Annotated in this window: 25 protein-coding genes; 7 read left to right on the top strand and 18 right to left on the bottom strand. The window is 43.4% G+C overall.

The genetic code is table 11. The features are described from left to right. Positions 1-303 precede the first annotated feature (303 nt). The gene (ykgO, locus tag ABY044_RS00650) at positions 304-429 is read left to right on the top strand and encodes a type B 50S ribosomal protein L36 (RefSeq protein WP_084205718.1); all 126 of its coding nucleotides are present in this window, start codon (positions 304-306) and stop codon (positions 427-429) included. A 94-nt stretch (positions 430-523) separates the two neighbouring features. Here the strand turns inward: ykgO and ABY044_RS00645 are convergent, their stop codons facing one another. The 15 genes from ABY044_RS00645 to rpsB all read right to left on the bottom strand — a co-directional run bounded on the left by ABY044_RS00645 (position 524) and on the right by rpsB (position 14,858). Next, entirely contained in the window at positions 524-1,504 is a 981-nt protein-coding gene (locus ABY044_RS00645) for a chemotaxis protein CheW (protein WP_373017096.1), read from the bottom strand. Between the two features lie 153 nt (positions 1,505-1,657). Continuing rightward, positions 1,658-2,284: a ribonuclease HII gene (gene rnhB, locus ABY044_RS00640; protein WP_373017094.1), complete on the bottom strand. Its 627-nt coding sequence runs from the start codon at positions 2,282-2,284 to the stop codon at positions 1,658-1,660. 2 nt (positions 2,285-2,286) lie between these two features. Further along, on the bottom strand, positions 2,287-3,480 hold the full coding sequence (gene lpxB / locus ABY044_RS00635; RefSeq protein WP_373017092.1) for a lipid-A-disaccharide synthase: 1,194 nt from the start codon (positions 3,478-3,480) through the stop codon (positions 2,287-2,289). After that, on the bottom strand, positions 3,464-4,234 hold the full coding sequence (gene lpxA / locus ABY044_RS00630; RefSeq protein ID WP_373017090.1) for an acyl-ACP--UDP-N-acetylglucosamine O-acyltransferase: 771 nt from the start codon (positions 4,232-4,234) through the stop codon (positions 3,464-3,466). The genes lpxB and lpxA overlap by 17 nt, the downstream gene beginning before the upstream one ends. A 3-nt stretch (positions 4,235-4,237) precedes the next feature. After that, the gene (gene fabZ, locus ABY044_RS00625; RefSeq protein WP_373017088.1) at positions 4,238-4,675 is read right to left on the bottom strand and encodes a 3-hydroxyacyl-ACP dehydratase FabZ; all 438 of its coding nucleotides are present in this window, start codon (positions 4,673-4,675) and stop codon (positions 4,238-4,240) included. Positions 4,676-4,726: 51 nt separating this feature from the next. Then, the gene (gene lpxD, locus ABY044_RS00620) at positions 4,727-5,770 is read right to left on the bottom strand and encodes a UDP-3-O-(3-hydroxymyristoyl)glucosamine N-acyltransferase (RefSeq protein WP_373017086.1); all 1,044 of its coding nucleotides are present in this window, start codon (positions 5,768-5,770) and stop codon (positions 4,727-4,729) included. Positions 5,771-5,790: 20 nt separating this feature from the next. Then, positions 5,791-6,327, bottom strand: a complete 537-nt coding sequence (locus ABY044_RS00615) for an OmpH family outer membrane protein (RefSeq protein WP_373017084.1) — start codon at positions 6,325-6,327, stop codon at positions 5,791-5,793. A gap of 51 nt (positions 6,328-6,378) precedes the next feature. Beyond that, positions 6,379-8,643, bottom strand: coding sequence for an outer membrane protein assembly factor BamA (gene bamA / locus ABY044_RS00610; RefSeq protein ID WP_373017082.1), 2,265 nt, complete (start codon positions 8,641-8,643; stop codon positions 6,379-6,381). 31 nt (positions 8,644-8,674) lie between these two features. Next, positions 8,675-10,054: an RIP metalloprotease RseP gene (gene rseP, locus ABY044_RS00605; RefSeq protein ID WP_373017080.1), complete on the bottom strand. Its 1,380-nt coding sequence runs from the start codon at positions 10,052-10,054 to the stop codon at positions 8,675-8,677. Then, entirely contained in the window at positions 10,051-10,866 is an 816-nt protein-coding gene (locus tag ABY044_RS00600; protein ID WP_373017078.1) for a phosphatidate cytidylyltransferase, read from the bottom strand. The genes rseP and ABY044_RS00600 overlap by 4 nt, the downstream gene beginning before the upstream one ends. Continuing rightward, on the bottom strand, positions 10,866-11,543 hold the full coding sequence (gene uppS / locus ABY044_RS00595) for a polyprenyl diphosphate synthase (protein ID WP_373017293.1): 678 nt from the start codon (positions 11,541-11,543) through the stop codon (positions 10,866-10,868). Before uppS ends, ABY044_RS00600 begins: the two co-directional genes overlap by 1 nt. A 174-nt stretch (positions 11,544-11,717) precedes the next feature. Continuing rightward, entirely contained in the window at positions 11,718-12,275 is a 558-nt protein-coding gene (gene frr / locus ABY044_RS00590) for a ribosome recycling factor (RefSeq protein WP_373017076.1), read from the bottom strand. Between the two features lie 3 nt (positions 12,276-12,278). Continuing rightward, entirely contained in the window at positions 12,279-12,998 is a 720-nt protein-coding gene (gene pyrH, locus ABY044_RS00585) for a UMP kinase (protein ID WP_373017074.1), read from the bottom strand. A gap of 164 nt (positions 12,999-13,162) precedes the next feature. Next, positions 13,163-14,047 carry a translation elongation factor Ts gene (tsf, locus tag ABY044_RS00580; RefSeq protein WP_373017072.1) on the bottom strand — a complete coding sequence of 295 codons (885 nt, stop codon included), beginning with the start codon at positions 14,045-14,047 and terminating at the stop codon, positions 13,163-13,165. A 70-nt stretch (positions 14,048-14,117) separates the two neighbouring features. Further along, positions 14,118-14,858 (bottom strand): 30S ribosomal protein S2, encoded by a 741-nt coding sequence (gene rpsB, locus ABY044_RS00575; protein WP_373017070.1) that lies wholly within the window; start codon positions 14,856-14,858, stop codon positions 14,118-14,120. Between the two features lie 232 nt (positions 14,859-15,090). On the opposite strand from rpsB, the gene map reads away from it, so the two are divergent. Next, a complete protein-coding gene (gene map / locus ABY044_RS00570) occupies positions 15,091-15,873 on the top strand; it encodes a type I methionyl aminopeptidase (protein WP_373017068.1) in 783 nt (260 codons plus the stop codon). A 75-nt stretch (positions 15,874-15,948) separates the two neighbouring features. After that, the gene (gene glnD / locus ABY044_RS00565) at positions 15,949-18,603 is read left to right on the top strand and encodes a [protein-PII] uridylyltransferase (RefSeq protein WP_373017066.1); all 2,655 of its coding nucleotides are present in this window, start codon (positions 15,949-15,951) and stop codon (positions 18,601-18,603) included. A 72-nt stretch (positions 18,604-18,675) separates the two neighbouring features. Here the strand turns inward: glnD and ABY044_RS00560 are convergent, their stop codons facing one another. Together ABY044_RS00560 and ABY044_RS00555 are read right to left on the bottom strand one after the other, a co-directional pair. Then, positions 18,676-19,056, bottom strand: a complete 381-nt coding sequence (locus tag ABY044_RS00560) for a VOC family protein (RefSeq protein ID WP_373017064.1) — start codon at positions 19,054-19,056, stop codon at positions 18,676-18,678. A gap of 286 nt (positions 19,057-19,342) precedes the next feature. Beyond that, the gene (locus tag ABY044_RS00555; RefSeq protein WP_373017062.1) at positions 19,343-20,242 is read right to left on the bottom strand and encodes a DapH/DapD/GlmU-related protein; all 900 of its coding nucleotides are present in this window, start codon (positions 20,240-20,242) and stop codon (positions 19,343-19,345) included. 304 nt (positions 20,243-20,546) lie between these two features. Between ABY044_RS00555 and ABY044_RS00550 the strand changes: the two genes are divergently transcribed. The 4 genes from ABY044_RS00550 (at position 20,547) to ABY044_RS00535 (ending at position 23,016) form a co-directional block, all read left to right on the top strand. Beyond that, entirely contained in the window at positions 20,547-20,906 is a 360-nt protein-coding gene (locus ABY044_RS00550) for an arsenate reductase (RefSeq protein ID WP_373017060.1), read from the top strand. Between the two features lie 105 nt (positions 20,907-21,011). Further along, on the top strand, positions 21,012-22,142 hold the full coding sequence (gene dapE / locus ABY044_RS00545; protein WP_373017058.1) for a succinyl-diaminopimelate desuccinylase: 1,131 nt from the start codon (positions 21,012-21,014) through the stop codon (positions 22,140-22,142). Between the two features lie 11 nt (positions 22,143-22,153). Beyond that, the gene (locus ABY044_RS00540) at positions 22,154-22,414 is read left to right on the top strand and encodes a hypothetical protein (RefSeq protein ID WP_373017056.1); all 261 of its coding nucleotides are present in this window, start codon (positions 22,154-22,156) and stop codon (positions 22,412-22,414) included. Positions 22,415-22,536: 122 nt separating this feature from the next. Then, a complete protein-coding gene (locus ABY044_RS00535) occupies positions 22,537-23,016 on the top strand; it encodes a Crp/Fnr family transcriptional regulator (RefSeq protein WP_373017054.1) in 480 nt (159 codons plus the stop codon). A 74-nt stretch (positions 23,017-23,090) separates the two neighbouring features. On the opposite strand, the gene ABY044_RS00530 is transcribed toward ABY044_RS00535, so the two are convergent. Continuing rightward, a complete protein-coding gene (locus ABY044_RS00530) occupies positions 23,091-24,527 on the bottom strand; it encodes a sodium-dependent transporter (protein WP_373017052.1) in 1,437 nt (478 codons plus the stop codon). Between the last annotated feature and the right edge of the window lie 23 nt (positions 24,528-24,550).

Below are 24,550 nucleotides of genomic sequence, written 5' to 3'. Positions count from 1 at the left end.
AAAGAAGATTATACTGAATCGATACTTGAATGTTTGAGTTCTATCCACTCAATAATTGGTGAACAAAGGAAAAAGAAAGATTATTCCTGCCGTCTTAGTTCTTAAATAAGCTAAAATTCTGCCGTAATGAATGAATAGCAATGCCGTTTTTCTTATTTGCGTAAAAAAAGGGCTAAAATTTAGGGGTTTTGGCTGAATATACTAGACAAATTGACGAAGAAGCGTTAGAATCCGCAACTTCAAATTTGAGCTAAAGTCATTTTTTGACTTTGAATATTCGACCATAATTATGGAATTGTAAAAATGAAAATTTTATCATCATTAAAATCAGCAAAAACGCGTCATAAAGATTGCCAAGTTGTAAAACGTCGCGGAAAAGTGTACGTAATCAACAAAACTAACCCTAAATTCAAAGCACGTCAGCGTTAAGCACGGCTTTAATCGGGTAAGAAAAGGCGCACTGATCATGCGCCTTTTTTATTGCCTATAAAAAAGCCTGACAAGCAGGCTTTTGTTTGAGTCGTTAAGCTTGAAACAGCTTTTTATCAACCATAGTGATTGTTTCAACAATCAGATCGGTATCTACCTTTCCAATAAAGTAGTCCGCACCCATTTCCAAAACTTCACGCTGGTTATTGTCACTGGTCATTGAGGTATGAACAATGATGGGGAGATGACGCGTTTTAGGGTTCAGTTTTAACTCTTTAATGACCGTGTGTCCGGATGCTACCGGCATTTCTAAATCGGTAAACACCATGGATATGTTATCCAGTGATTCCAAACTGCCTATATAGTCGAGCAACAATCGGCCATTATCAAAACTTTTATGCTTGAGCTTAAGGTTGTCGAAAACCATTCCCATGTATTTTTGAATCGCCTGACTATCTTCCGCAAAAAGGACAGTTTTTTCATACACTTGTGGGCTGAATTGAACCTGTTTCTCAGAATTTTTGATGTCTTTTGCAGAAGCGAAAATCTTCTCGGCCATTGTCGGCATGGCTTCGATAAGCAATTTCTCGATATCTAAAATAAAACAGAGGGTTTCACTGTTGTCTAAATAGGTATGGTTAATGATCTGATTGGTATTAACATCAACTTTGTAATTTCCAGCAGGATGGATATCCGTCCAATTCTTCTCTTCTACACCATGAATATGCGAGACGCGCAGGCCGACAAAGATATGACTGAAGTCCGCGACGATAATAATCGATTTTTCGCGTTCCTCATCCGTCATATCAAACCCCATCCATTTCGGTAGGTCGATGACCGGTAAATACACCCCTCGTAGTTCTATCATCCCCTCTACTAAAGGATTTGCATCCGGAATTGGAGAAATCTCATAAGCACGAGCTTCCAGCACTTCACGAACTTTGAATACATTTAGACCATAATATGGCGGCGGAACTTCACTGCGTGGAAATTGCACCTGAAAAATCATCAGGCTCAATTGATTGTTTTTACTTAATTGGGCCGTTTTTTCAACCTGTTCTAATGTCGTGCTCATCTTTGTACCCTTAAATGGTCATTGTTTTACGCAAAGCTAAAATTTAATATACGCCTAGAATAAAGGGGTTTTTTAAATTAGTAAATAGGAATTTATGCCGAAAAGACGGTAAGTAATTTATATTGGTGTTTTCGTAATTTAAATAAGGTGATTTTAATCGCTTTCACAGTAATTTTTAATTGGTTTGAACGATTTTCGGTATCCGCCGATCAAACCGAATTTTTCAATGGCGGCCAGATGACTGGCCGTAGGGTAACCTTTGTGTTGTGCGAAACCATATTCAGGAAACAGTTTGTCCAACTCCATCATCTGTTGATCTCGATACACTTTGGCTAAAATCGAAGCCGCACTAATTTCCGCGACTTTTGCATCTCCCTTAACAATCGCTTCACACGGATATGGCACACCGGGGCAGCGATTTCCGTCTACCAGAACGATTCCGATATCATTAACTTGATCGGCAACTTCATTTACGGCTCTACGCATGGCCAGCATCGTAGCGTGCAAAATGTTTAATTCGTCAATCTCTTCCGGCGAAGCGCTGCAAATGGCATAAGCCAAAGCCTGTTGTTTGATTTCCACGGCTAGTTGATCGCGTTTCGATTCGGATAATTTTTTTGAATCCATTAAAGCCAGGCGACAATCCGGAGGAAGGATGACGGCGGCAGCAACAACTTCACCGATCAGTGGCCCACGGCCAACTTCATCAACCCCTACTCTATAACCTGACGATAAAGAACGGGTTATATCGCCTTCGTCAAAAAGGGATTGTTGTTGCATGCTCAAGGTAATTTAGCCCAATTTACAATGGCTTCGAGAGCTATTTCCGAAGCGTTTTGTTTAAGTTGACGGTGCTGTAACTCAAATGCTTCGATCTGTTTATTTCTCAAAGGTTGGTCAACTACCAGACGGCCGAGATGTAATGCAATTTTTTCGGGGGTCGCTTCATCCTGAATCAATTCTTTCACTATCGTTTTACCGGCAAGCACGTTTGGAAGGCCGATCCATTGTGTAGTAGCCAGTCTTTTCATGATCCAGTACGAAATCGGATGCAGCTTAATCGCTAAAACCATAGGGCGTTTCATGAGAGCGCTTTCAAGGGTTGCCGTTCCGGAAGTAACGATGACTTGATCACAAGCTTCAAGGACTTTATTGGCATTTTGATCGATAAGCTTTATTTTCAAATGAGGTGCATATTGATCGATAGATTGCCGAATACGTTGCTTTGCTCGGTCGTGAATGCACGGAACGATAAACTGCATTTCAGGATATATTTCAGAGAGTTTTAAAGCCGCTTGAATGTACACATCCGCCATGCGCTCAATTTCCGCCATGCGGGAACCCGGCAGGATGGCTGTAACTTGAGCATTTAACTCTAAGCCCAGTTCCGCTCTGGCTGAAGGTTGATCCGGAGTTAAAGGATAACGGTGTGCCAGTGGATGCCCGACAAATTGGACAGGAATTTCGTAGCGGTGGTAATATTCCGGCTCGAAAGGAAAAAGAACCAAAACACCGTCGACACTTCGTTTAATCTTTTCTAAACGCTTTTCTCGCCACGCCCAGACGGAAGGTCCTACATAATGAACGGCTGTTATACCCTTCTGTTTTAGTGTCGATTCGACTTTAAAGTTGAAATCGGGCGCATCAATTCCAATAAATACATCTGGTTTGAGATCAAGTAATTTTGTAATCAGTTCCTTACGGATTTTGAGCAAAGAAAATAGGTGTTTGAGAACTTCAAAAAAACCCATTACCGAAAGCTTTTCAATCGGGAACCAACTGTCGAAACCTTGGGCGATCATTTTAGGGCCGCCAATGCCTACAAAACGTGCATTGGGGTATCGTTTTTTAAAACTGGCAATCAGGTCTGCCCCGAGCGTGTCACCGGATGCCTCACCCGCTACCATTGCGATAACGAGTGGTTGATCGGTGGAGTCTATATCCGGAAGGATTGTTGAATTATCTGACAATGCCACGATTAGAGGTTTGTAGGAAATGAATTAAGGAATCCAATGTGCCGGAATCGTCGTTGTATGATTTCAACTCTTCTATCGCGATCGATAATTTATTGCCGGTGCGATATAAAGAACGATACGCCTTTTTGATCAGATTTGTCTGCTCCGAACTAAAGCCTCTGCGTTTTAAGCCTTCTTGGTTAATGCCTCTTGGCTTAGCAAGGTTACCGGAGACAATGACGAAGTTAGGCACATCTTGGTTAACGACACTTCCCATGCCGCAAAAACTATGCGCTCCAATCTGGCAAAATTGATGTATCAAAGTATAACCACCTAAAATTGCCCAGTCATTAACGGTGACATGTCCGGCTAAAGCGGTCGCATTCGCAAAAATACAATGATTTCCGACCACACAGTCATGAGCGATATGGACGCCGGCCATCACCCAGTTATCATCTCCGATAAGGGTTTCACCGCGATCCTGTATCGTCCCACGGTTGATCGTAACATTTTCACGAAATGTATTTCCGTCACCGATGACAAGGGTGGTGGCTTCTCCGGCATACTTCTTATCCTGAGGCGCTGCACCGATATTGCCGAATGGGAAAAAATGATTGTTTTTTCCTATTACAGTCGGTCCTTGGATGACAACATGCGATTCCAGAACGGTTCCTTCGCCGATGGTAACGTCGCCTTCAATTACGCAATAAGGACCAATTTTAACGTTATCGGCAATATTTGCATCAGGGCCAATAATTGCAGTCGAATGGATCAATGTTTAAACCTTTCTTTCAGCACACAATAGATCTGCGGAAGCGATAACCTTACCGTCTACTTTAGTGATACATTCGAATTTCCAAATACCACGTTTATTTCCAAGGGTTTTAACTTCAAAGTCTAAACGATCCCCTGGAACGGCCGGTTGTCTAAAACGGCAATTGTCGACAGCGGCCAGATAATACATTGAGGTGCCATCCGGTTTAACGCCTTGGCTTCTAAACGCTAAAATACCGGTACATTGTGCCATCGCTTCAATGATCATTACGCCTGGCATGATCGGGTTGTTTGGAAAGTGGCCGGTAAATTGCGGTTCATTAAACGTCACGTTTTTATACGCTTTTAATGATTCGCCGGAAACGAAGTCGGTTACTCGATCGACCAAAAGGAACGGGTAACGGTGCGGTAAATATTCAAAAATTTCTTTAACTTCCATCATGTTTTCATTATTTCCAAAGTTATCAATTATCAATACAAAATTTGTCAGACGTTAATTCGGTGAATTTTCTTTAAGCAATTTCAACTCATCTTCCAATGATTTGATTTTTTTTGCTATTTTATCGAGTTGTCGGGCTCTTACACTATTTTTTTGCCACTCACCTGCCGCAATCGCCGGAAAGCCGGCATAAACCCCCGGTTCGTTTAAGCTATGGGTAACACCGGCCTTTGCCATTATATGGGTCCCGTCGGCAATACTAATATGTCCTGCGAAACCAGCTTGTCCAGCTATTGTGCAATGTTTTCCGATGATTGTGCTCCCTGCGAAACCAGCTTGCCCCGCAATAGCTGTGCCCTCACCCAACTGTACATTGTGCCCGATCTGGACAAGGTTATCGATGATGCTGTTATCAGCAATAACAGTATCTTCAATCGCACCGCGATCGACCGTCGTATTATTTCCGATTGAAACGTGATCGCCGATTACGACTTTTCCGATCTGAGGTATTTTAACCCACTGTCCACGGTAGTTAGCCCACCCAAAACCGTCACCACCAATGACCGCTCCGGATTCTATGGCTGTGTAGTTGCCGATTTTACAGGCATGCATAATAACGACATTAGGCGCTATGCGACAATGCATTCCAATCGTTACATCTTTACCTAAATAACTTCCGGCCATAATGACGGTGTCATCACCGATTTTAACGCCGTCTTCAATCACGACATTAGCATGTATGCTAACGTTTTTACCTAAAGAGGCCGTCGATGAAACGATTGCCGAGTCGTGTATTCCAGGCTTGAATTCAGGCTCCGGGTTTAAAAACTGCGCAACTTTAGCGTAAACATAATATGGGTTATCGACGATTAAACAGGTTTGTTGGCAGTATTCGGCATGGGAGGCATGCGAAATAACAACCGAAGCCTGAGTGGACTTAAGTTCATGCAAACGCTTCTTGTCGGATAAGAAAGAGATATTACCCTTGGTAGCGTTTACAAGACTTGCAACCTGGTTTATTTCTACCGTGTCAGTACCTCGTACCTCAACAGCGATCCCGGCTTCTTTTAAGTAATCAACAATAGCCTTTAGCTGCATTTCTTACCTTTCTCGCAGATCTACTTGTTAAAATCGGCGCGTTGTTTCTTACTGACGTCCTGGAGATGTTTTAGAACGTCCTGAGTCACATCTAAGCGATTGTTTGTGTATGCGATACCTTCGTAAAGAATCAGATCAAATCCTTGCTGTTCTCCGATGGTTTTAATCGCATCGTTAACCAGAGTTTGAAGCTTGGCTAATTCTTCATTGCGACGCAAATTTAGTAATTCCTGAATATCATTACGACGGCGTTGAATTTCACGTGTCATCATGCCCACTTCACGCTCTTTAGCCATTTTTTGGCTCTCGCTCATAACGGCTTTATTTTTTTGATACTCATTTTGTTTCTTTTCAAGTTTACTGGCTAAGGATTTCAATTCAGCTTGCTGTGGTGCGAATTCCTTTTCCAGGTTGGCACTCGCCTCTTTCGCCTGAGGTGCTTGTTCAAGCAGTAGCGCTACATTAACTACGCCTAATTTTGCAGACGTTTCAGCCTGCGCAAATAGCGACATCGTCATCAATGAAGTGATTAAAAAGAACTTTGAAAGTTTTAACATGTATCCATCCTGCTTCATGTGTAATTCTTCTTATTGTAATTTAGTGGCGGCTTACAACGGAATGCCCAAATTAAATTGGAAGGATTGTAATTTATCATCCTTAGTATAGTTGAGCGGTTGTGCGAAACTGAATGCCAGAGGTCCTACCGGAGTAATCCATGAAACACCGATCCCTGCCGAGGTTCGCAATTCACCAACTTCTATATCATTTACGTCCGCAAAGACGTTACCGGCATCGTAAAACATACTAATGCGCATATTACTTGAGTCGTCAATGAACGGCATAGGCATAACTAGGGCAAAAGTGGAAACGACACGAGAAGTTCCGCCAATAGGTCGGCTGCTTCCATCAATCACGCTATCATAGTGCGCCCCTAGCGAGTTAGGTTCATATCCTCTAACCGAGCCAATACCCCCAGCATAAAAATTCTCATAAAACGGCAAACTTTTGTAATTACCTAAACCATCGCCGTATGCAAGGCCTAGCTTAAGCTTCATTGTGAAGTTTTCCGATAGAGGATAATACCACTTTTCATCCATAAATAATTTGTAAAAAGAGACGTCGGATGAAATTGGAGCGACTACTTGTCCTGAAACACTGAAGGATTGTCCTTTACTTGGGAAGTAGTAAGAGTTTTTGGTGTCGTAAGTCCATCCCATGCTTAAAATGGCCGACGTACTGTTATCGCCCTGTTCCGCAATATAGTCGGTACAGATATTAAATCCATCGGCACAAACTAACGTCTGGTCGTTCAATTTCAAGCCGTAATTGATTCGGCTGTATTCACTTAATGGATAGCCTAATGAAAAACGAACACCGAAGTTATTGGTTGTATAGTCGGAAACACCCAGTTGTTGGGCATCAATTTCACTTAAATAAAATCCACCACCAAAACTGACGCCATCAGGTGTGAAGTACGGATTGGTCATTCCGATATCTGCTGTTTTACGAGCGCTGGACGTACTTATTTTAAAGTCTAGCTGATTACCACTTCCGATAAAGTTACGTTCGGAAACACCTATATTAAAACTGGCACCGTCTACCTGAGAGAAACCGACACCGGCAGTAAACGACCCGGTAGATTGTTCTTCGACTTTGATTACCAAATCCACCTGATCTGCCGAGACCTGTTTGGTATCAATATTTACCTTGGTAAAATAACCTAAGCGATTTAAACGCGTCGTCGATCTTCTTACTTGTGCTAACGAGTATGGTGCACTTTCTAGTTGACGCATTTCACGGCGAATAACGTAATCTCTGGTACGAGTATTCCCTTCGATATTAATTCGACGCACATAAACACGATTTTTCGGGTTGACGTCAAACTTGATATCGACGGTTTTGGCTTCCTTGTTCAAATCCGTTTCAGGTTTAACCTCGGCGTAGGCATAGCCTTCTTCACTTAAACGATCACGAATAGCATTCAGACTGCTGATAACATCGCTACGAGAGAATAAATCGCCTACTTTTGTTTTTTGCAATTTTGCCAATTCTTCGGCGCTTAACTTAGTATCCCCGGTATAACTGACGTTACTGACCGTGTACTGTGGACCTTCTGTCATGTTAATCGTAATGAACACTTTGGTTTTATCGGTTGAAAGACTGACTTGCGATGAGCGGATTTGAAATTCGGCGAAACCTCTATCCATATAGTAAGACTTCAAGGTCTCGATATCCGCTTGCAGCTTCTGCTTTGAATATTTATCGGCACTGCCGAAAACGGCGCTCTCTGATAAAAGTAACAACGATTTTAGACGATCGTCAGCGTAGGTGTTGTTGCCGACCAAATGAATGCCGCCGATTGTTGCAGGCTCACCTTCTTCGACTTCAATTTTCAAGCTGACTCGGTTACGTGGCAGTTCCTGTGTGACGATCTTTACTTCGGCCGCATAATAGCCTTGGTTCTGATACTGGCGTTTCAAATCAAGAACAACACGATCTAACTGCACCTGATTGAATATACGACCCTTTTTGATCCCCAACGAACCTAGAGACTCCATGAAATCATCGGTTTCAATCAATGAGTTACCTTCAATTTCAATTTCCGCAACCGATGGTCTCTCAACGACTTTAATGACTAGAATACCCGGCTCGCGCTGGTATAAAGATACATCTTTAAAAAAGCCGGTTTTATATAGCTGCTGTATACTTTGTTGAATCAAGCGTTCATCGACATCTTGGCCGATGACGACCGGAAGATAACTGTTAATGGTTTCAAAACCAATTCGTTGTGAACCTTCTACTTCGATCTTATCGACAGTGAACGCGTATCCTGCACTTGCGTTTAACGTTAAACCAAGTATAAGACCACTCATAACACCATATTTAGAACGCTTGTTTTTCATATTAACCATCTGTAATTCTTAAAATGTCGTTTGTCAACGCAAGTACCGTTAACCCAATAATCAATAATAGACCAATTTTTTGTCCTATCATCATGGTCGATTCTTTTACCGGCGACCCCTTTATCATTTCGACTATATAATAAATCAAATGACCACCGTCTAATACAGGAATGGGCAATAAATTCAAAATACCCAAACTTAAACTCAAAAGCCCCAGTAAGCCAAGAAATGAGATAATACCACTTTGCAGAGCCTGCCCAGAAAATTGTGCGATGCTGACCGGCCCTGAAAGATTCTCTACACCGATTTCACCGAACAGCATTTTCTTCAACATCACCAAACTCATATCAATCAAATCAAGACTTTTTTGAAGTCCAAGACTCAACGAATCAATCATGCCGTATCTTACTGTCGATAGATAAGGCTGCATATAATCCGAAGAGACTTGAAGCCTGACGCCTAAATAACCGGCGATCTCACCCTGCGAATTTTTATGATGCGTTACTTCTACTGTTTTAAATATGAGTTGATCATTACGTTTCAGACCGACGGAAACGGTTTGATCCGGTATTTTGGACACAGTCTGAATGAGAGCTTTCCAATCATCGATCGGAGTGTCGTCGATCGACAAAATGGTATCACCGCTCTGTAAACCCGCCATTTCAGCTGGACTGCCAGAAGCGATTTGTCCGACTATAGCCGGCATGGAAATGCTGATTGGTTGGAAACCAAGCGTTTTAGGCCAGTTCTGTTTCTGGTTGTTGAGATCAAGGTCACGTAATGACACGCTAGGGAGTGTGCGAACTTCTTTGGAAACAAGTCCTTCAAGTTTTAAGGAAATCGTTTGTTTTCCGTCCACCAAAGCCATTAATAAAGTTTCGTTGACAGACGACCAGGATGAAACCGGTTGATGATCCACTTCTACCACCAACCAGGCTTGATTTCTATTTTCCGGCATGGCCGCATAAAGCGCTGTAGATGGAATAGGCTGTTCAAAAATCGGCTTCATACCGGTAATACCGATCATATACGTTGCGGAAAATACCAGCCAAGCAAAAATAAGATTAACCACAGGACCAGCTGCTACAACCGCAAAACGTTTGTATACGCTTTGACGACTGAAAGAACGATCTAAATCTTCAGGGGCAACCGGCCCTTCGGATTCATCGACAAACTTGACGTATCCGCCCAAAGGAATCATTGCAATCTGGAATTCGGTTTCCTTTGTTTTCTTGCTCCAGATCGTCTTCCCGAAACCGATAGAGAATTTCAATACTTTAATGTTGAACCAGCGGGCAACCTGGTAATGCCCCCACTCGTGAATAGTCACCAAAATACCGATGACGATTATGAATCCTAAGATCGACCAAAGAAACGTCATTGCGCCGCTGTCCCTAAAGACCAGAGTATGTAAAACCATGGCAAAGCAATCAATAAACTATCGATTCTATCCAGTATGCCGCCGTGACCGGGCAAAATATTCCCGCTATCTTTGATGTCGGCTTGGCGTTTCAAAACACTTTCGAACAAATCCCCCATTACCGATAATAAGGCTATGATCGCCATTAACGCCGCAAACACAATGAATGAAACGTTTAACTGGGGCTGAAGCCAATAAAGTGCAAACAAACTGATTATAAAAGCCAGTGCCATACCGCCCCAGACGCCCTCCCAGGTCTTGCCGGGACTAACAAACACGGCCAGTTTGGTTTTACCGAATCGGCGACCGCTAAAGTAGGCGCCGGTGTCCATAGACCAAACGACAAACATGCTCAGCAACAATAATTCGGCCGAAAACAGTTCGCGGAAACGAATGGTAATGACGGCAAACAAAACGATACTTAGCCAGCCCGCCAAAAGGATTAATTTAGAAGAGTGAATTCCATGCGTACCTTCGTTTTTCTGGTAACGAATCACAACCAGAAACATAACAAAAGTTTCTAGAACGGTTAAGGCATATAACCATGCAGGGGCGATAATCTGCAAAGCCAAATAAGACAGGAGCAAAGTAGACAGTGAGTAAGCCGCCTTTAGACCGAATGACTTAACTCGAGCGAATCCGGACCATTCCCACGCAGCGATTATAGAAATAGCCAATATCAATATTTGCCATAACGTTTCGGAAGCCTTGAATAAGGCAGCCACTGCAACAATCGCTAAAATGAGAGCGGTGATAACACGTTGTTTTAACATTATTTCACCTGATCGCCGGTTTTTCCGAATCGACGTTCACGCTGTGTGAAGGAGGAAACTGCTTCATCAATACTGGATTCATTGAAATCCGGCCATAAGGTATCGGTAAAGAAGAATTCAGTGTAAGCCATCTGCCAAATCAAGAAATTACTGATACGTTGTTCACCGCCGGTACGGATCAACAAATCAGGTTCCGGTAAATCTGCCAAACAGACATAACCACTGAGTTCGTCTTCCGTTAACTCTACGATGTCTTTGTCCGGATTGGCGGCATGCCACTTTTTTACCGCTTCAATCATATCCCAGCGGCCGCCGTAGTTAGCGGCGATATTGAGTGACAAGCCGGTGTTTTCCGAGGTCCGCTCTTCCGCTAGTTCGATATGAGCCTGTATCTCTTCGTTAAACCCTGTACGGTCACCAATGATCCGCAGCTTGACGTTGTTTTCGTCAAGTTTGCTCACTTCTTTCTGTAGTGCCTTAAGGAAAAGCCCCATCAATTTATTAACTTCATCTTCCGGGCGACGCCAGTTTTCGGTACTGAAAGCAAACAAAGTTAGAGCTTCAACCCCCAGTTCCGAGCAGTGAGAAACAATCCGTTTTACGGCATTCAAACCTTTTTGATGCCCAATAAAACGCGGCAATAGGCGTTTTTTTGCCCAACGGCCATTACCATCCATAATGATGGCAATATGCTTTGGAATCGTAACGTGTTGATTTTGTTCTTTAAGCAAAACAAACCCCAAGGAAAGAGATATAAAAAACGGCCAACAATAATAGCGCGCGTCTATTATTAAAAGGCCGTTTTATGAAAAAACCAATAGATTATGCCGTAAAACGGCATAAATATCGACTTAAATTTCCATTAAGCTTGCTTCTTTATCCGCAAGAGCTGCGTCAATTTTAGCAACGATTTGATCCGTGATTTTTTGAATTTGTTCTTCCGCTTGGCGAGATTCGTCTTCGGTAATTTCTTTATCTTTTAACAGAGATTTAATATCGCTGTTGGCATCACGACGAATATTGCGTACCGCAACACGAGATTGCTCGGCTTCATTACGCGCCACTTTGATAAAGTCGCGACGTCGTTCTTCGGTTAAAGGTGGCATTGGAATGCGAATCAAATTCCCCGTTGTAGAAGGATTGATACCCAGATCCGAAGTCATAATTGCCTTTTCAACGACAGAAACCATTGGCTGCTCCCAAGGTTGCACGGTTAAGGTACGTGCATCTTCAACATTGATATTGGCTACCTGACTGATCGGAACTTCAGAACCGTAATATTCGACAGTAATCGAATCTAGAATACTAGGATGAGCTCGACCGGTACGGATCTTAGCAAAATTAGCCTCTAAGTTTTCAAAAGATTTCTGCATTCTGCTTTTAGCATCTTCACGAATTTCATTTATCATTTTCTATTCTCCTGAGCTTACCAAGGTGCCTTCGTCTTCACCTTGAACAATTCTTATGGCGGCATGATCTTTAAACATATCAAAAACCCGGATCGGCATATTATGGTCACGACACAAAACAAAGGCCGTCATATCCATGACCTGTAAGTTTTTCTGTATTACTTCATCATAAGTCAGTGTTAAATAACGTGTTGCAGAAGGATCTTTGACAGGATCGGCCGTGTAGATACCATCAACCTTAGTTGCTTTAAGCACGATATCGGCATCAATTTCAACACCGCGTAGAGCAGCAGCCGTATCTGTAGTAAAAAAAGGACTTCCCGTTCCTGCTGCAAAAACCACGACTTGACCGGCTGCCAATTGCTTCTTAACTTCGTTGGCATTAAAGCCGCTGGACACGCCTTCAATAGACATCGCAGAATAAACAATCGAGGACATGCCTTCACTTTCAATCACGTCACGTAGAGCGATCGCATTAATTACGGTCGCCATCATCCCCATATGGTCGCCCGTCGTACGCTGGATTCCGGCACCTTGAATTTGAGCACCGCGGAAGATGTTACCGCCACCGACGACAATCCCGACTTCAACTCCTAGATCACGCAATGCTTTCACTTCTCCAACTACCTGCTTTAAAGTGTCTGCGTCTAAACCAAACTCCCCTTTTCCCATCAGTGCTTCACCACTAAATTTTAAAAGAATGCGTTTGTATTTTAATGCCATGATCTATATTCCTTACTGAGTTGATAGCGTAAAACGTTTTGTAAGCGATACTTTAATGGAATCAAGTTACCGTTTACAAAAAATTTTACATACAAAAAAGCCACAGCGGACTTATTGGGATTTAACCCAATAGAACCCGCTATGGCCTTAAGAAAGAAGGTTGATTAACCAGTTACTGCTTTTGCAGCCGCAGCTACTTCATCAGCAAAGTTAGTTTCTTCAATCTCAATACCTTCACCTACTTCCAAACGAATGAAGCCGCTTACAGATGCATCATTTGCTTTAAGTAGTTTTTCAACCGTCTGGTCAGAATCTTTAACGAAAGGCTGACCTAACAAAGTGATATCTTGCAAGAATTTACGCATACGCCCTTCAATCATCTTCTCGATGATTTCCATTGGCTTACCGCTTTCTTGTGCTTGTTCGATTTGGAACTTACGCTCTTTTTCAACCAATTCTTGATCAACGTCATCAGCAGAAACCGCAGTTGGTTTCAATGCAGCAACGTGCATAGCAACGTCACGAGCAAGTTCTTCGTTACCACCGGTCATATCAACGATAACACCGATCTTTTCACCGTGCTGGTACTGACCGATCTGACCGCTTGTTTCAACCAATTCAACACGACGAACAGTCATGTTTTCACCGATTTTAGCGATTAGTTCGCGACGACGTTCATCGATTGTTTTACCGTTAGCCATGGTTTCACCCATCAATGCTTCGATATCGGTAGTCCCTTTTGCCAAAGCAATTTGCGCGATTTCGTTAGCGAAATCTTTAAACTCGTCACCTTTAGCAACGAAATCCGTTTCACAGTTAACTTCTGTGATGACCGCTTTTTTCTTGTCGTCAGAGATTGCAATTGCGATAACACCTTCAGCAGCAACGCGCCCGGCTTTCTTGTCTGCACCAGCCATTCCTTTCTTACGTAGGAATTCGATCGCTGCATCCATATCACCGTCAGTTTCAGCTAACGCTTTTTTACAATCCATCATACCTGCGCCAGTCATTTCACGCAGTTCTTTAACCATACCAGCTGTAATTGCCATTTTATAAATCCCTTATCTAAATAGAATTCGTTGTCATTAAAAAGGCCTGGGTTTACCAGGCCTGTTCAAATTATTCAGCCGCTTTTTCAGCCGCTTCTACGAAATCGTCGCCTTCAACAGCAGTCGTAATTGAGTTTTTACCTTCAATTACAGCGTCTGCAGCTGCTGATAAGTAAAGCTTGATTGCACGGATAGCATCGTCGTTACCTGGAATAACGTAATCGATTCCTCGTGGATCGTTGTTTGTATCAACCACACCGATAACTGGAATACCTAGGTTTCTAGCTTCCTGAATGGCAATAGATTCATTACCGGTATCGATTACGAAAATCGCATCAGGCATAGCGCGCATATCTTTAATACCGCCCAAAGAAAGTTCTAGTTTTTCTTTCTGACGTGAACGCTCAAGCGCTTCTCTCTTAGTGATCTTCTCGAAAGTACCGTCTTGCTCTTGAGTTTCAAGTTCTTTTAAACGCTTGATAGATAGCTTGATGGTTTTGAAGTTTGTCAACATACCACCTAACCAACGGTGGTTAACGTATGGCATACCACAACGTTGCGCTTCTTCAGCAACGATGTCACGCGCAGCGCGCTTAGTACCAACAAACAATACTCTACCTTTGTTTGCAGCGATGCCACCGATCATGTTCAATGCATCGTTGAACATCGGAAGTGTTTTTTCCAAGTTAACGATATGAATCTTGTTGCGAGCACCAAAGATGTACTCACCCATTTTAGGGTTCCAATAACGTGTCTGGTGTCCGAAGTGAACACCTGCTTCTAGCATTTGGCGCATTGTAACTTTAGCCATTTTTTTCTCCAAATTGGGGTTAAGCCTCCGTTTCCCCATAAAACGAACTCGAAAGACCAATAAAGGTTTTCCAGCACCCCGTTTTATGTCTCGGTAAACGTGCGGATTTTCTGTTAAAATTCCTTTCATTCCGAAAGGCGCGGCATTTATATCATATTCCCGCAATTTTAACAATTTTAATTTAAAAATAATCCCGTGAAATTCAGCGATTTCCAAGGAAAGTGATCAAACCATGACGATTAAAATCAAAACCGCAGACGAGCTTCAGAAATTAAGAGTGGCCGGCCATTTGGCTGCCGAAGTATTAGAGATGATTGAGCCGCATGTTGTGCCGGGTGTTTCTACGGGTGAACTCAATGATATCATGCATAACTATATGGTAAACCAACAAGGGACGATTCCTGCGACCTTGGATTACCACGGATTCCCAGCTTCCAGCTGTATCTCCATCAACCATGTCGTCTGTCATGGCATTCCCGATCATAATAAAAAGTTAAAAAAAGGCGATATTGTTAATATTGACGTCACCGTTATCAAAGACGGCTACCACGGTGATACCAGTCGAATGTTCGAAGTCGGCGAAGTGAAGCCATTCGCTCACCGCCTTTGTCAGGTTGCGCTTGAATGCATGTGGTTGGGTATCGAACAGGTCAAGCCTAATGCCACTTTGTATGATGTAGCCTTCGCCATTCAACAGCATGCAGAAAAAAATGACTTTTCGGTCGTAAGGGAATATTGCGGCCACGGGATCGGTGAAGATTTTCACGAAGAACCTCAAGTGTTGCATTACGCCGCTCCCGAATTGAAAAAAATCGTACTTAAGCCAGGAATGGTATTTACGATCGAACCGATGATTAACCTGGGACATTCGGCGGTCAAGCTATTGGGCGATAATTGGACCGTAATCACCAAAGACAGAAAACTTTCTGCGCAATGGGAGCATACATTGGCCGTCACTGAGGACGGTTATGAAATATTCACCATGCGTAAAGGCGAAAAACCGGTTTTACCTTAATTCACTTTAATCGTTAATGCGGGATAGTCCAGAGCCCGCCTGCAAAGGTCAAACAATCCAATTATGAGCGAGCCAATGAACGCAGTACGCCCTTCAGTTCCGAGTTTTATTAAGGTATTAGAAAACAGCGACAAACCGATTGAAGCGATTAAAGCCGGCCGGGAAACCCTAAAGCTTTTTCTCGAATATCAATTCGACCAATTCGACCAGGGCTCGGCCGTTGCCGAATTGGTAAAGGAACGTGCGACGTTTATCGATCAAATCCTTAAAAAAATCTGGCAGCACTTCATCCCCCAAGAGGTCAACGCCAGTCTATTGGCCGTAGGTGGTTACGGGCGCGGCGAACTGCATCCCTACTCCGATATCGATGTATTGATCTTAATTTCCGAACCCGGGCAGCATGACGAACGGTTTTCTAAATTCATCACTTTCTTGTGGGATCTGGGGTTTGACGTCGGTCACGCCTTACGTACGGTCGACGAATGCGTGACAGCAGGACTGGAAGATGTCGCTACCGCTACCAATCTGCTTGAATCACGTTGGATTAGTGGTGATTACAGTTTGTTCGAGCAAATTACCGCTTTATGGAAGCGGGACGATTTCTGGCCGAGTCAGGCTTTCTTCCAGGCAAAATTTGACGAGCAACAGGCTCGTCACCGTCGATTCAATGACACCACCTATCAGCTTGAACCGAATGTTAAAGAGAGTCCCGGTGGCCTTAGAGATATTCAAACGATTTATTGGGTGGCAAAACGTCACTTCAAAGCGTCCTCCATCAATCAGCTCGTACAGAACCAATTTTTAACGATTGAAGAGTACCGCGAACTTGAAGCGGCCTATAAATATTTGAACAGAGTGCGTTTTGCGTTACACCGCATGAAAAAACGACGTGAAGACCGGCTGCTATTTGATCACCAACAACACATTGCCGAAAGCTTTGGTTATCAAGATAACCCGGAAAAAATGGCGGTCGAGCAGTTTATGAACAGCTATTACCGTAATGTACAGAGCGTGGTTAAGGTTAACGAAATCCTGTTGCAACATTTTCGTGAAGAAATCTTTAATACCAGTGAACAGGAAGTTAAGAAAGTCAATTCACGTTTTAAAATGGTTAACAACTATTTGGATATTCAATATCCAACCGTGTTCAAAACCTTTCCGACCGCCCTGCTTGAAGTATTCCTTATATTGCAGCATCACCCGGAGATTGAAGGAATTCGTTCGCACACCATTCGTTCGATAAGAGACAATCTGCACCTGATCGACGAGGATTTTCGCCAGGATCCAATCAATAAAGCCCTGTTCATTGAAATTTTCAGGCAGCCTAAAGGTGTGAACGCCGCAATCAGAAGAATGCATAGCTACGGAATACTCGGTGCTTACTTGCCGGTTTTTGCCAAGATTACCGGTCTAATGCAATTTAATATCTTTCACGCCTATACGGTAGACGACCATACGATCCTGGTGATTCGTAATCTACGTCGCTTTTTCATCGATGAATACGCCTATGAATTTCCGACTGCACATCAGATTGCTAAATCCATCTGTAAGCCTGAAATCCTCTTTTTAGCCGGTTTATTCCACGATATCGCCAAAGGTCGCGGCGGTGCGCATGAAGTGCTCGGGGCGGAAGACGCCAAATTGTTTTCACAGCAACACAACTTGTCTAAAGAAGACGGTGACATGCTGAGCTGGCTTGTTCGTCACCACTTGGACTTCTCGGGCATTGCCCAGAAAAAAGATTTAAGCGACCCTGCCGTTATCCAGTATTTTTCGGAACTGGTGGAAGACCATAATCGTCTTGATTATCTCTACTTATTAACCGTGGCCGATGTTTGTGCAACCTCCGATGAGGTTTGGAACGATTGGAAGAATGCACTGTTCCTGGAACTATACAATGAAACCTCAAGCGTGCTTGACGAAAGATCCAGCACACCTAAAAACCGTGCCAAAAAAGCACTTCAAGCTCAGGAAAAAGCGAAAGAAATCCTCGCTAAACGCGAATTAACCTCTTCCGATTATCAACCTTTCTGGGATAGTTTGAACAAAACCGAATTCTTTAGCCGCCAAACGCCAAGTGATATTGCACGCATCACTAAATGGCTTTATCGATCTGATTTGTCGTTGACTCATATTCACCTGCAAAACCAAACGCAGCGGGGAGCAACCGAGCTATTAATTTATATGCCGGACCGTGACTTCCTATTTGCGCACATCACTTATGCGTTAGACAAGTTGCACTTGAACGTCATGGAAGCCAGAATCTATTCCACTGCGCAAAATATGACGCTCGTGATTTTATATATTCTGGATAATGAACTGCACAGTATTTCCGATAAAGAAATGCATCGAGCGATCGTCGATAAAATTAAGCAACAGTTAGCTCAACCCGATATTGATCCTGCGGAGATGCGTCCTTTATTGAATTCACGCCGGATTCGTTGCTTTGAAACCCCAACTGAAATTATCTTTAATAAGATCAACAAACACCTTACCGAACTGACCATCAATACCAAGGATATTCCCGGGTTGCTGTCGCGTATAGGGTGCGCTCTTAAAAGCTGTAACATCCGCATTCACGATGCCAAGATCAATACGGTCGGAGAAAAGGCGGAAGATGTATTTATTATCAGCGACACTGAAAACCGCGCCATTACGGAACAGCATCAAAAAGACGAGTTGACCGAAGCCCTATTGAGTTTGATTGAAGAAGACGCTTCTTGTTCGTAGTTCGTGAAAAACCCAACGGTTACATTGTTGGGTTTAATAAACAGGATTTTTGCTGCACATAATCGCAAGATTTCAGGCCGGTTTATATTCAAAAAGTTCAAAAGCATTGTTATCCAAGTCTTTGACAAACAAAGCTTTTCTTCCCGACTTGCTTTCTGTGTAAGTGGCGCCCGACGTTTCGAGTTTTTTTATGTAATCGGCAATAGAATCGACCCTTAAGGCAAAATGGTAATCACGTCCGCCATGAGCGGGCCTTGTTGTGTTTTGGTTCGGGTTATCCAATTGCATGATATGCAGGCTCTGTCCGCCGTACAGATCCAGCCAATATCCTGGAAAGCCGAGATTTGGACGATCCAGACAAGACAATCCCAATAACGATTGATAAAACGCCAGTGAAGCCTCTGCATCTTTCACGATGATACTGATATGATCCAAGCCTAAAACCTTTGCCATACTATCCCTTTTATTTAGAATTCCTGAAACCTGTTGGCATTGGATGGTGCCAAACTGGAAAACTTTACCATCAATCGTAACGAATTCACGATTTATTTAATGCGGCACGAACGTACATCCAACCCTAAAGATCGGGGCAATATCTGTGTCGTGAGGAAGTGTAATTGTTGTAGTGGGCGTGTCAAGGAGACATTTGGAAAAGAGATGACTACCCAGCCGGAACGGTTGGGTAGTGAACTGTTGAACAGTATAGCGAACCGGCTGTTTTGCCGGCGTAAAGCTTTCTTTAATCGTTGCTGTGAAGTGTCGTGTTCAAACCGCCCCACAAAGTACCGTCGGTTACGATTGCTTCAACCGCACCGGTTTGACTGTGGCGTCTGAATAACAATTTAGATTGTCCGGACAACTCACGTGCAGAAACAATAGAACCGTCAGGCATTTTAACCTTGGTACCCGCCGTCAAATACAGACCCGACTCAACGATACAATCGTCGCCTAGAGAAATTCCCAGACCGGCGTTCGCTCCCAATAAGTTTCGTTGACCCATTGAAATGACTTGCTTTCCGCCACCCGACAAAGTTCCCATAATTGATGCGCCACCACCGATATCGGTATTCTCACCAACCACAACACCGGCACTAATACGGCCTTCAACCATCGAGTTACCCAAAGTTCCCGCATTGAAGTTTACGAAGCCTTCATGCATAACCGTTGTACCTGGAGCCAAGTGTGCACCCAATCTGATGCGGTCGGCATTACCGATACGCACACCTTCCGGAATCACGTAATCCGTCATGCGTGGGAACTTATCGATAGAAGTCACATTAAGGTGATGCGCTTCACCTGCAATCGCTTCGCGTAAGTTTTCAACTTCAGCAGGCAAAACCGGGCCGGCACTCGTCCAGGCAACGTTCGACAATAGGCCGAATACACCGTCCAAGTTGATTTCGTGCGGCTTGTAAGCACATTCCGACAATAAATGTAGACGAAGGTAAGCGTCTTCGGCCGATTTCGGTGCGTCGTTAACCGAATCGATTTCAACCGTAACAAAATCACTTTTAATCAAACCAACTTGTAAAGCCAAACAGTTACGGGCAATTTCTTTATTTGAACGCGGAAACCACACATCCAAGGTTGCGCCAGTTTTAGTATCGCTATAACGATGTCCGATTCGTTTAATTGTCATAATGCTACTCTCTTAATAAACGTTACAAAAAATCAAACAGAAGTATACATGCTCTTGAGTGGAACAGAGAACAAATCACATTTAAAATTACTAAAATTGACCCAATATAACCGTCTCGAATCTAATTAATCATACAGCGAGGCGAATTAGTCACATAAAAATGACGATAATTCACCCGAACGATTGGCCTGATCGTGTTCCAATGTTTGGTCGTTTTTATGACTTGTGGGCGGCAATGTTTCTGAAAATGCTTTAGAATTATCCGCAAAACGTTGCTCTAGTGGTACGAGTGACGACTTAAAATATGAAAATTAGGATTAATATGATTTTATACGGTATTCCAAATTGCGACACAGTGAAAAAGGCGCGTAAATATTTAGACGAACATCAAATTGACTACCGTTTTCACGACTTCAAAAAAAACGGACTTTCCCAAGAAACCATTCAGGCTTGGCTAGAGTTGCAACCCATTGAAGTTCTGGTAAATAAACGCAGTACCAGTTGGAAGCAATTAACCGACGACCAGAAAACCGGTTTAATGGACCAATCCGATCTTAGCGTGTTAAGCGATATACCTACATTGATCAAGCGTCCAGTATTACAAGTCGACGACCGAATCTTGGTCGGCTTCAAATCCGACGAATATCAAACTTTGATTTCCTAAACAAATGAATACGGTTTGAAAGTGGTATGTGTATAAATTAATTTTCTTATCATATCTTTGACGAAAACCGTAAAATAGCCGCTTAAAACAAAAACAGAGTAAATCATGTCCGAAACCATTGCCCTAGCCCAACAACTCATCCAAATCGATTCGGTAACGCCGGACGATAAAGGCTGCCAGAATTTGATTGCCGATTATTTAAGCCCGTTAGGCTTTAAAATCGAATCGATGCCTTTTGGGGAAGTGTCTAATCTTTGGGCTAGAAAAGGAGATCAAGGGCCGTTCATCGTTTTTGCCGGGCATACCGATGTCGTACCGACCGGTCCGGAAACAGCCTGGACCTACCCGCCCTTTTCCGCTCACATCGAGGGTGATTTGCTCTACGGACGCGGCGCCGCGGATATGAAAAGCAGCATCGCCTGTTTTATGGTGGCCTGCAAGCGATTCATCCAAGAAAATCCGCAGCACAAAGGCTCAATCGGATTTTTAATCACGAGTGACGAAGAAGGCCCTGCCGTAGACGGAACAGTCAAAGTCATTGAGACGTTAGAAGCGCGTAACGAAAAATTTGAATATTGCCTTGTCGGTGAACCTTCCAGCTCTAATAAGTTAGGAGATTCGATTAAAAACGGACGTCGTGGCTCTTTAAGCGGACATTTAACCATTAAAGGCGTTCAAGGTCATATTGCCTATCCCGAGCTTGCGGAAAACCCGATCCATACCTTTGCACCCGCTTTGGAACAATTAGTACACCTTCAATGGGATCATGGAAATGAGTATTTCCCTCCGACCTCATTTCAGATTTCCAACATCAATGGCGGAACCGGTGCGACAAATGTCATTCCCGGCAACTTGGAAGTGTTGTTCAACTTCCGTTTTTCTACCGAACATACCCCGGATACACTGAAAGAAGGTGTTCATGCCGTTTTGGATCACCACAAACTGGATTACACGTTGGACTGGAATCTCTCCGGATTGCCGTTCATTACGCCTGCGAACGGAGAGTTGATACAGGCGGTCAAACAAGCAACCAATAAAGTACTAGGTTATACACCTGAATTGTCGACCGGTGGCGGTACGTCAGACGGGCGTTTCATTGCCACGACCGGCGCCCAAGTCATTGAACTTGGCCCGATAAACGCCACAATCCATAAGATCGATGAAAATGTCAGCGTTACGGATCTGAACAATTTGACCGACATTTATTATCAAACCCTGATTAACTTGCTCAAGTAAGTGAAATTTAAATGTTCAGCGAATCCGAACTCCCCTCGTCTATCCAGTATCTGATCATCGGCTTACAGCTTATCGCATTAGCCGTATTCCTGTACTTTGTGTGGCCATTGGTAAAATCCGAGCGCTGGAAAGAGAAATTCGTTGATAACAAACAAGCGCTCTCGATCATCATCGTATTTATCTTTATATTGATTTTCGTTGTTGGTTTAGGCGCGTTTTTCGATGCTTTTTTCCCGGTTGAGCGTTTGGATACTCCTGCAAATTCACGTTAACAAACCGTTCCGAACTATCACTTACTCTATTCCTATACCCCCTTATCCCCGACCCTAGTATTTACGTTTTATTACGCGTAGAATTGAACCTACCTCAAATCTTATTTTAGGAATTTACGCTCATGTCAGACGCTCAAAAAATTGCCAACTCGGTTTTAGGTCAAGATTTAACCATGGAGGATTGCGAAGTATTGGCTCCTGCAGTCGAAACCCGTCAATTGAAAAGTGGGGAAATTCTATATGAAGAAGGTAGTCAGGACGATACCTTGTACATTCTCATAACCGGAAAACTTGAAGTGGTGAAAATGCTTTCCTCCGGTGCGTCGGTTCATATCGACGTCTTAAAAGAAGGCTCCATGAGCGGCGAACTGAGCTTCATTGACGGTGCGAGCCATTCTTTACATATCATTGCCAAAAAAGACAGTGAAGTTTTACTGTTGCATCGCGAACGCTTTGAAACGTTAGTTGAAAGTCATCCTTTAGTGACCTTCCACGTTATGCGTTCGATTTTGCGCTATTCACATACTCTACAGCGCAAAATGAACGCCAAATACCTGGAAATGCATCGTATGGTGCAAAATCAATATACCGCACAGTATTGATCCGGTTCCGTCAGGATTTAACGTTCAATAAAAAAGGGCTTTAATAGCCCTTTTTTATTTATGCATTATGGGTATTACGTTGATTTTCTTTGGGTGTTAAATATATAAACCCCGTACGCGGCCAATACGCCTGCTACCATTAGCCATACACTATCCGAGGTTACCAGATTGGTCGCAAATACGATCATGATGGCAACCGGAGAAACCCACTTTAAAACCCATAAAAACCATTTCATAAGATCTTGATTTAAATCGATTTCCATTTGACGCTGCGAAGAATTTAAAACCCAGGCGACGAAAATCGAAGTCAGCAAACCGCCTAAAGGCAACATGATATTGGCCGTAATAAAATCGACACTATCAAAAAAGGTACGTTCCCCCAATAGGTGAAAACCAGACCAGTCGTTAAACGACAAGACAGATCCGAAACCGAATAACCAAATAACCAAGCCAATAATCCAGGCGGCATGCAGCCTTTTTATTCCCCAGTTTTGTTCAAACCAACTCACCACGGGTTCAAGCAACGAAATCGCCGAACTGAGTGCGGCTACGACGACAAATGCAAAAAACAGAGTTCCAAAAAACCAGCCGCCGGTCATCTGACCGAATGCAATCGGTAACGTCTGGAATAAAAGGCCCGGACCGGCCGATGATTCCATACCGTTCGCAAATACAATCGAAAAAATTACCAGCCCCGCCATTAACGCGACCAACGTATCGGCAAAGGCAATCCAAATACCGGCTTTCACAATGGAGTATTTTTGCGGCAGATAGGAACCGTATACCATCATGACCCCTAAACCGATACTTAAGGTAAAAAAGGCGTGCCCCATCGCAATCAATACCGACTCCCAACTTAGCTTGGAAAAATCCGGAGAAAACAGGAACTCGAAGCTCCGTCCGAAATAACCCGTGGTCGACGCATAACCTAGAAGAACCAACAAAATCAAAAATAAGCCCGGCATCATCCAACTGATGGCTTTTTCCAAACCGCTTCTAACCCCTTTTGAAACGATTAAGACAGTGACCAAAGAAACTAGGCTATGCCAAAACAATAACTCATATGGATTCGCCAATAAGCTTTCGAAATGGCTGCCGACATCCACTGCCGAAATACCGATAAAAGCACCTTTCAGGCTGGCGAAAAAATAAGAGACCGCCCATCCGGCGATCACCGTATAAAAAGAGAGGATCAAAGCGCTGGCCAAAACGCCGTTCAGCCCCAATAAAAACCATAAACGACTAGCAGAATTTTCATGCGCCAACGTCGCCATTGCTTGGACCGGATTGGCCCGTCCCGCCCGTCCTAAGGCGATTTCAGACAATAACACCGGAATACCGATCAACAAAATACACGCCAGATAAACCAACACGAAAGCCCCGCCGCCGTTTTCTCCGGTGATATAAGGAAATTTCCAGATATTACCCAAACCGACGGCGGAACCGATCGCCGCCATGATGAAGATGGTTTGATTTGACCAACCTTCGGTAGAAAGTTTCAGTTGACTCATGTATCTTCCTTTATAATTGTATT

It is taken from the genome of Thiomicrorhabdus sp. (genome assembly GCF_041583835.1).
Taxonomy (GTDB): Bacteria; Pseudomonadota; Gammaproteobacteria; order Thiomicrospirales; family Thiomicrospiraceae; genus Thiomicrorhabdus.
Note: the sequence above shows the minus strand (reverse complement) of the source record. Positions and strands in the feature narration are given on the sequence as shown.

What these genes read in the sequence shown, in the direction of transcription:
- ykgO (WP_084205718.1), top strand. Translation starts at nt 304, where the DNA reads ATGAAAATTTTATCATCATTAAAATCAGCAAAAACGCGTCATAAAGAT.
- ABY044_RS00645 (WP_373017096.1), bottom strand. Translation starts at nt 1,504, where the DNA reads ATGAGCACGACATTAGAACAGGTTGAAAAAACGGCCCAATTAAGTAAA.
- rnhB (WP_373017094.1), bottom strand. Translation starts at nt 2,284, where the DNA reads ATGCAACAACAATCCCTTTTTGACGAAGGCGATATAACCCGTTCTTTA.
- fabZ (WP_373017088.1), bottom strand. Translation starts at nt 4,675, where the DNA reads ATGATGGAAGTTAAAGAAATTTTTGAATATTTACCGCACCGTTACCCG.
- lpxD (WP_373017086.1), bottom strand. Translation starts at nt 5,770, where the DNA reads ATGCAGCTAAAGGCTATTGTTGATTACTTAAAAGAAGCCGGGATCGCT.
- ABY044_RS00615 (WP_373017084.1), bottom strand. Translation starts at nt 6,327, where the DNA reads ATGTTAAAACTTTCAAAGTTCTTTTTAATCACTTCATTGATGACGATG.
- bamA (WP_373017082.1), bottom strand. Translation starts at nt 8,643, where the DNA reads ATGAGTGGTCTTATACTTGGTTTAACGTTAAACGCAAGTGCAGGATAC.
- rseP (WP_373017080.1), bottom strand. Translation starts at nt 10,054, where the DNA reads ATGACGTTTCTTTGGTCGATCTTAGGATTCATAATCGTCATCGGTATT.
- ABY044_RS00600 (WP_373017078.1), bottom strand. Translation starts at nt 10,866, where the DNA reads ATGTTAAAACAACGTGTTATCACCGCTCTCATTTTAGCGATTGTTGCA.
- uppS (WP_373017293.1), bottom strand. Translation starts at nt 11,543, where the DNA reads ATGGATGGTAATGGCCGTTGGGCAAAAAAACGCCTATTGCCGCGTTTT.
- frr (WP_373017076.1), bottom strand. Translation starts at nt 12,275, where the DNA reads ATGATAAATGAAATTCGTGAAGATGCTAAAAGCAGAATGCAGAAATCT.
- pyrH (WP_373017074.1), bottom strand. Translation starts at nt 12,998, where the DNA reads ATGGCATTAAAATACAAACGCATTCTTTTAAAATTTAGTGGTGAAGCA.
- tsf (WP_373017072.1), bottom strand. Translation starts at nt 14,047, where the DNA reads ATGGCAATTACAGCTGGTATGGTTAAAGAACTGCGTGAAATGACTGGC.
- rpsB (WP_373017070.1), bottom strand. Translation starts at nt 14,858, where the DNA reads ATGGCTAAAGTTACAATGCGCCAAATGCTAGAAGCAGGTGTTCACTTC.
- map (WP_373017068.1), top strand. Translation starts at nt 15,091, where the DNA reads ATGACGATTAAAATCAAAACCGCAGACGAGCTTCAGAAATTAAGAGTG.
- glnD (WP_373017066.1), top strand. Translation starts at nt 15,949, where the DNA reads ATGAACGCAGTACGCCCTTCAGTTCCGAGTTTTATTAAGGTATTAGAA.
- ABY044_RS00560 (WP_373017064.1), bottom strand. Translation starts at nt 19,056, where the DNA reads ATGGCAAAGGTTTTAGGCTTGGATCATATCAGTATCATCGTGAAAGAT.
- ABY044_RS00555 (WP_373017062.1), bottom strand. Translation starts at nt 20,242, where the DNA reads ATGACAATTAAACGAATCGGACATCGTTATAGCGATACTAAAACTGGC.
- ABY044_RS00550 (WP_373017060.1), top strand. Translation starts at nt 20,547, where the DNA reads ATGAAAATTAGGATTAATATGATTTTATACGGTATTCCAAATTGCGAC.
- dapE (WP_373017058.1), top strand. Translation starts at nt 21,012, where the DNA reads ATGTCCGAAACCATTGCCCTAGCCCAACAACTCATCCAAATCGATTCG.
- ABY044_RS00540 (WP_373017056.1), top strand. Translation starts at nt 22,154, where the DNA reads ATGTTCAGCGAATCCGAACTCCCCTCGTCTATCCAGTATCTGATCATC.
- ABY044_RS00535 (WP_373017054.1), top strand. Translation starts at nt 22,537, where the DNA reads ATGTCAGACGCTCAAAAAATTGCCAACTCGGTTTTAGGTCAAGATTTA.
- ABY044_RS00530 (WP_373017052.1), bottom strand. Translation starts at nt 24,527, where the DNA reads ATGAGTCAACTGAAACTTTCTACCGAAGGTTGGTCAAATCAAACCATC.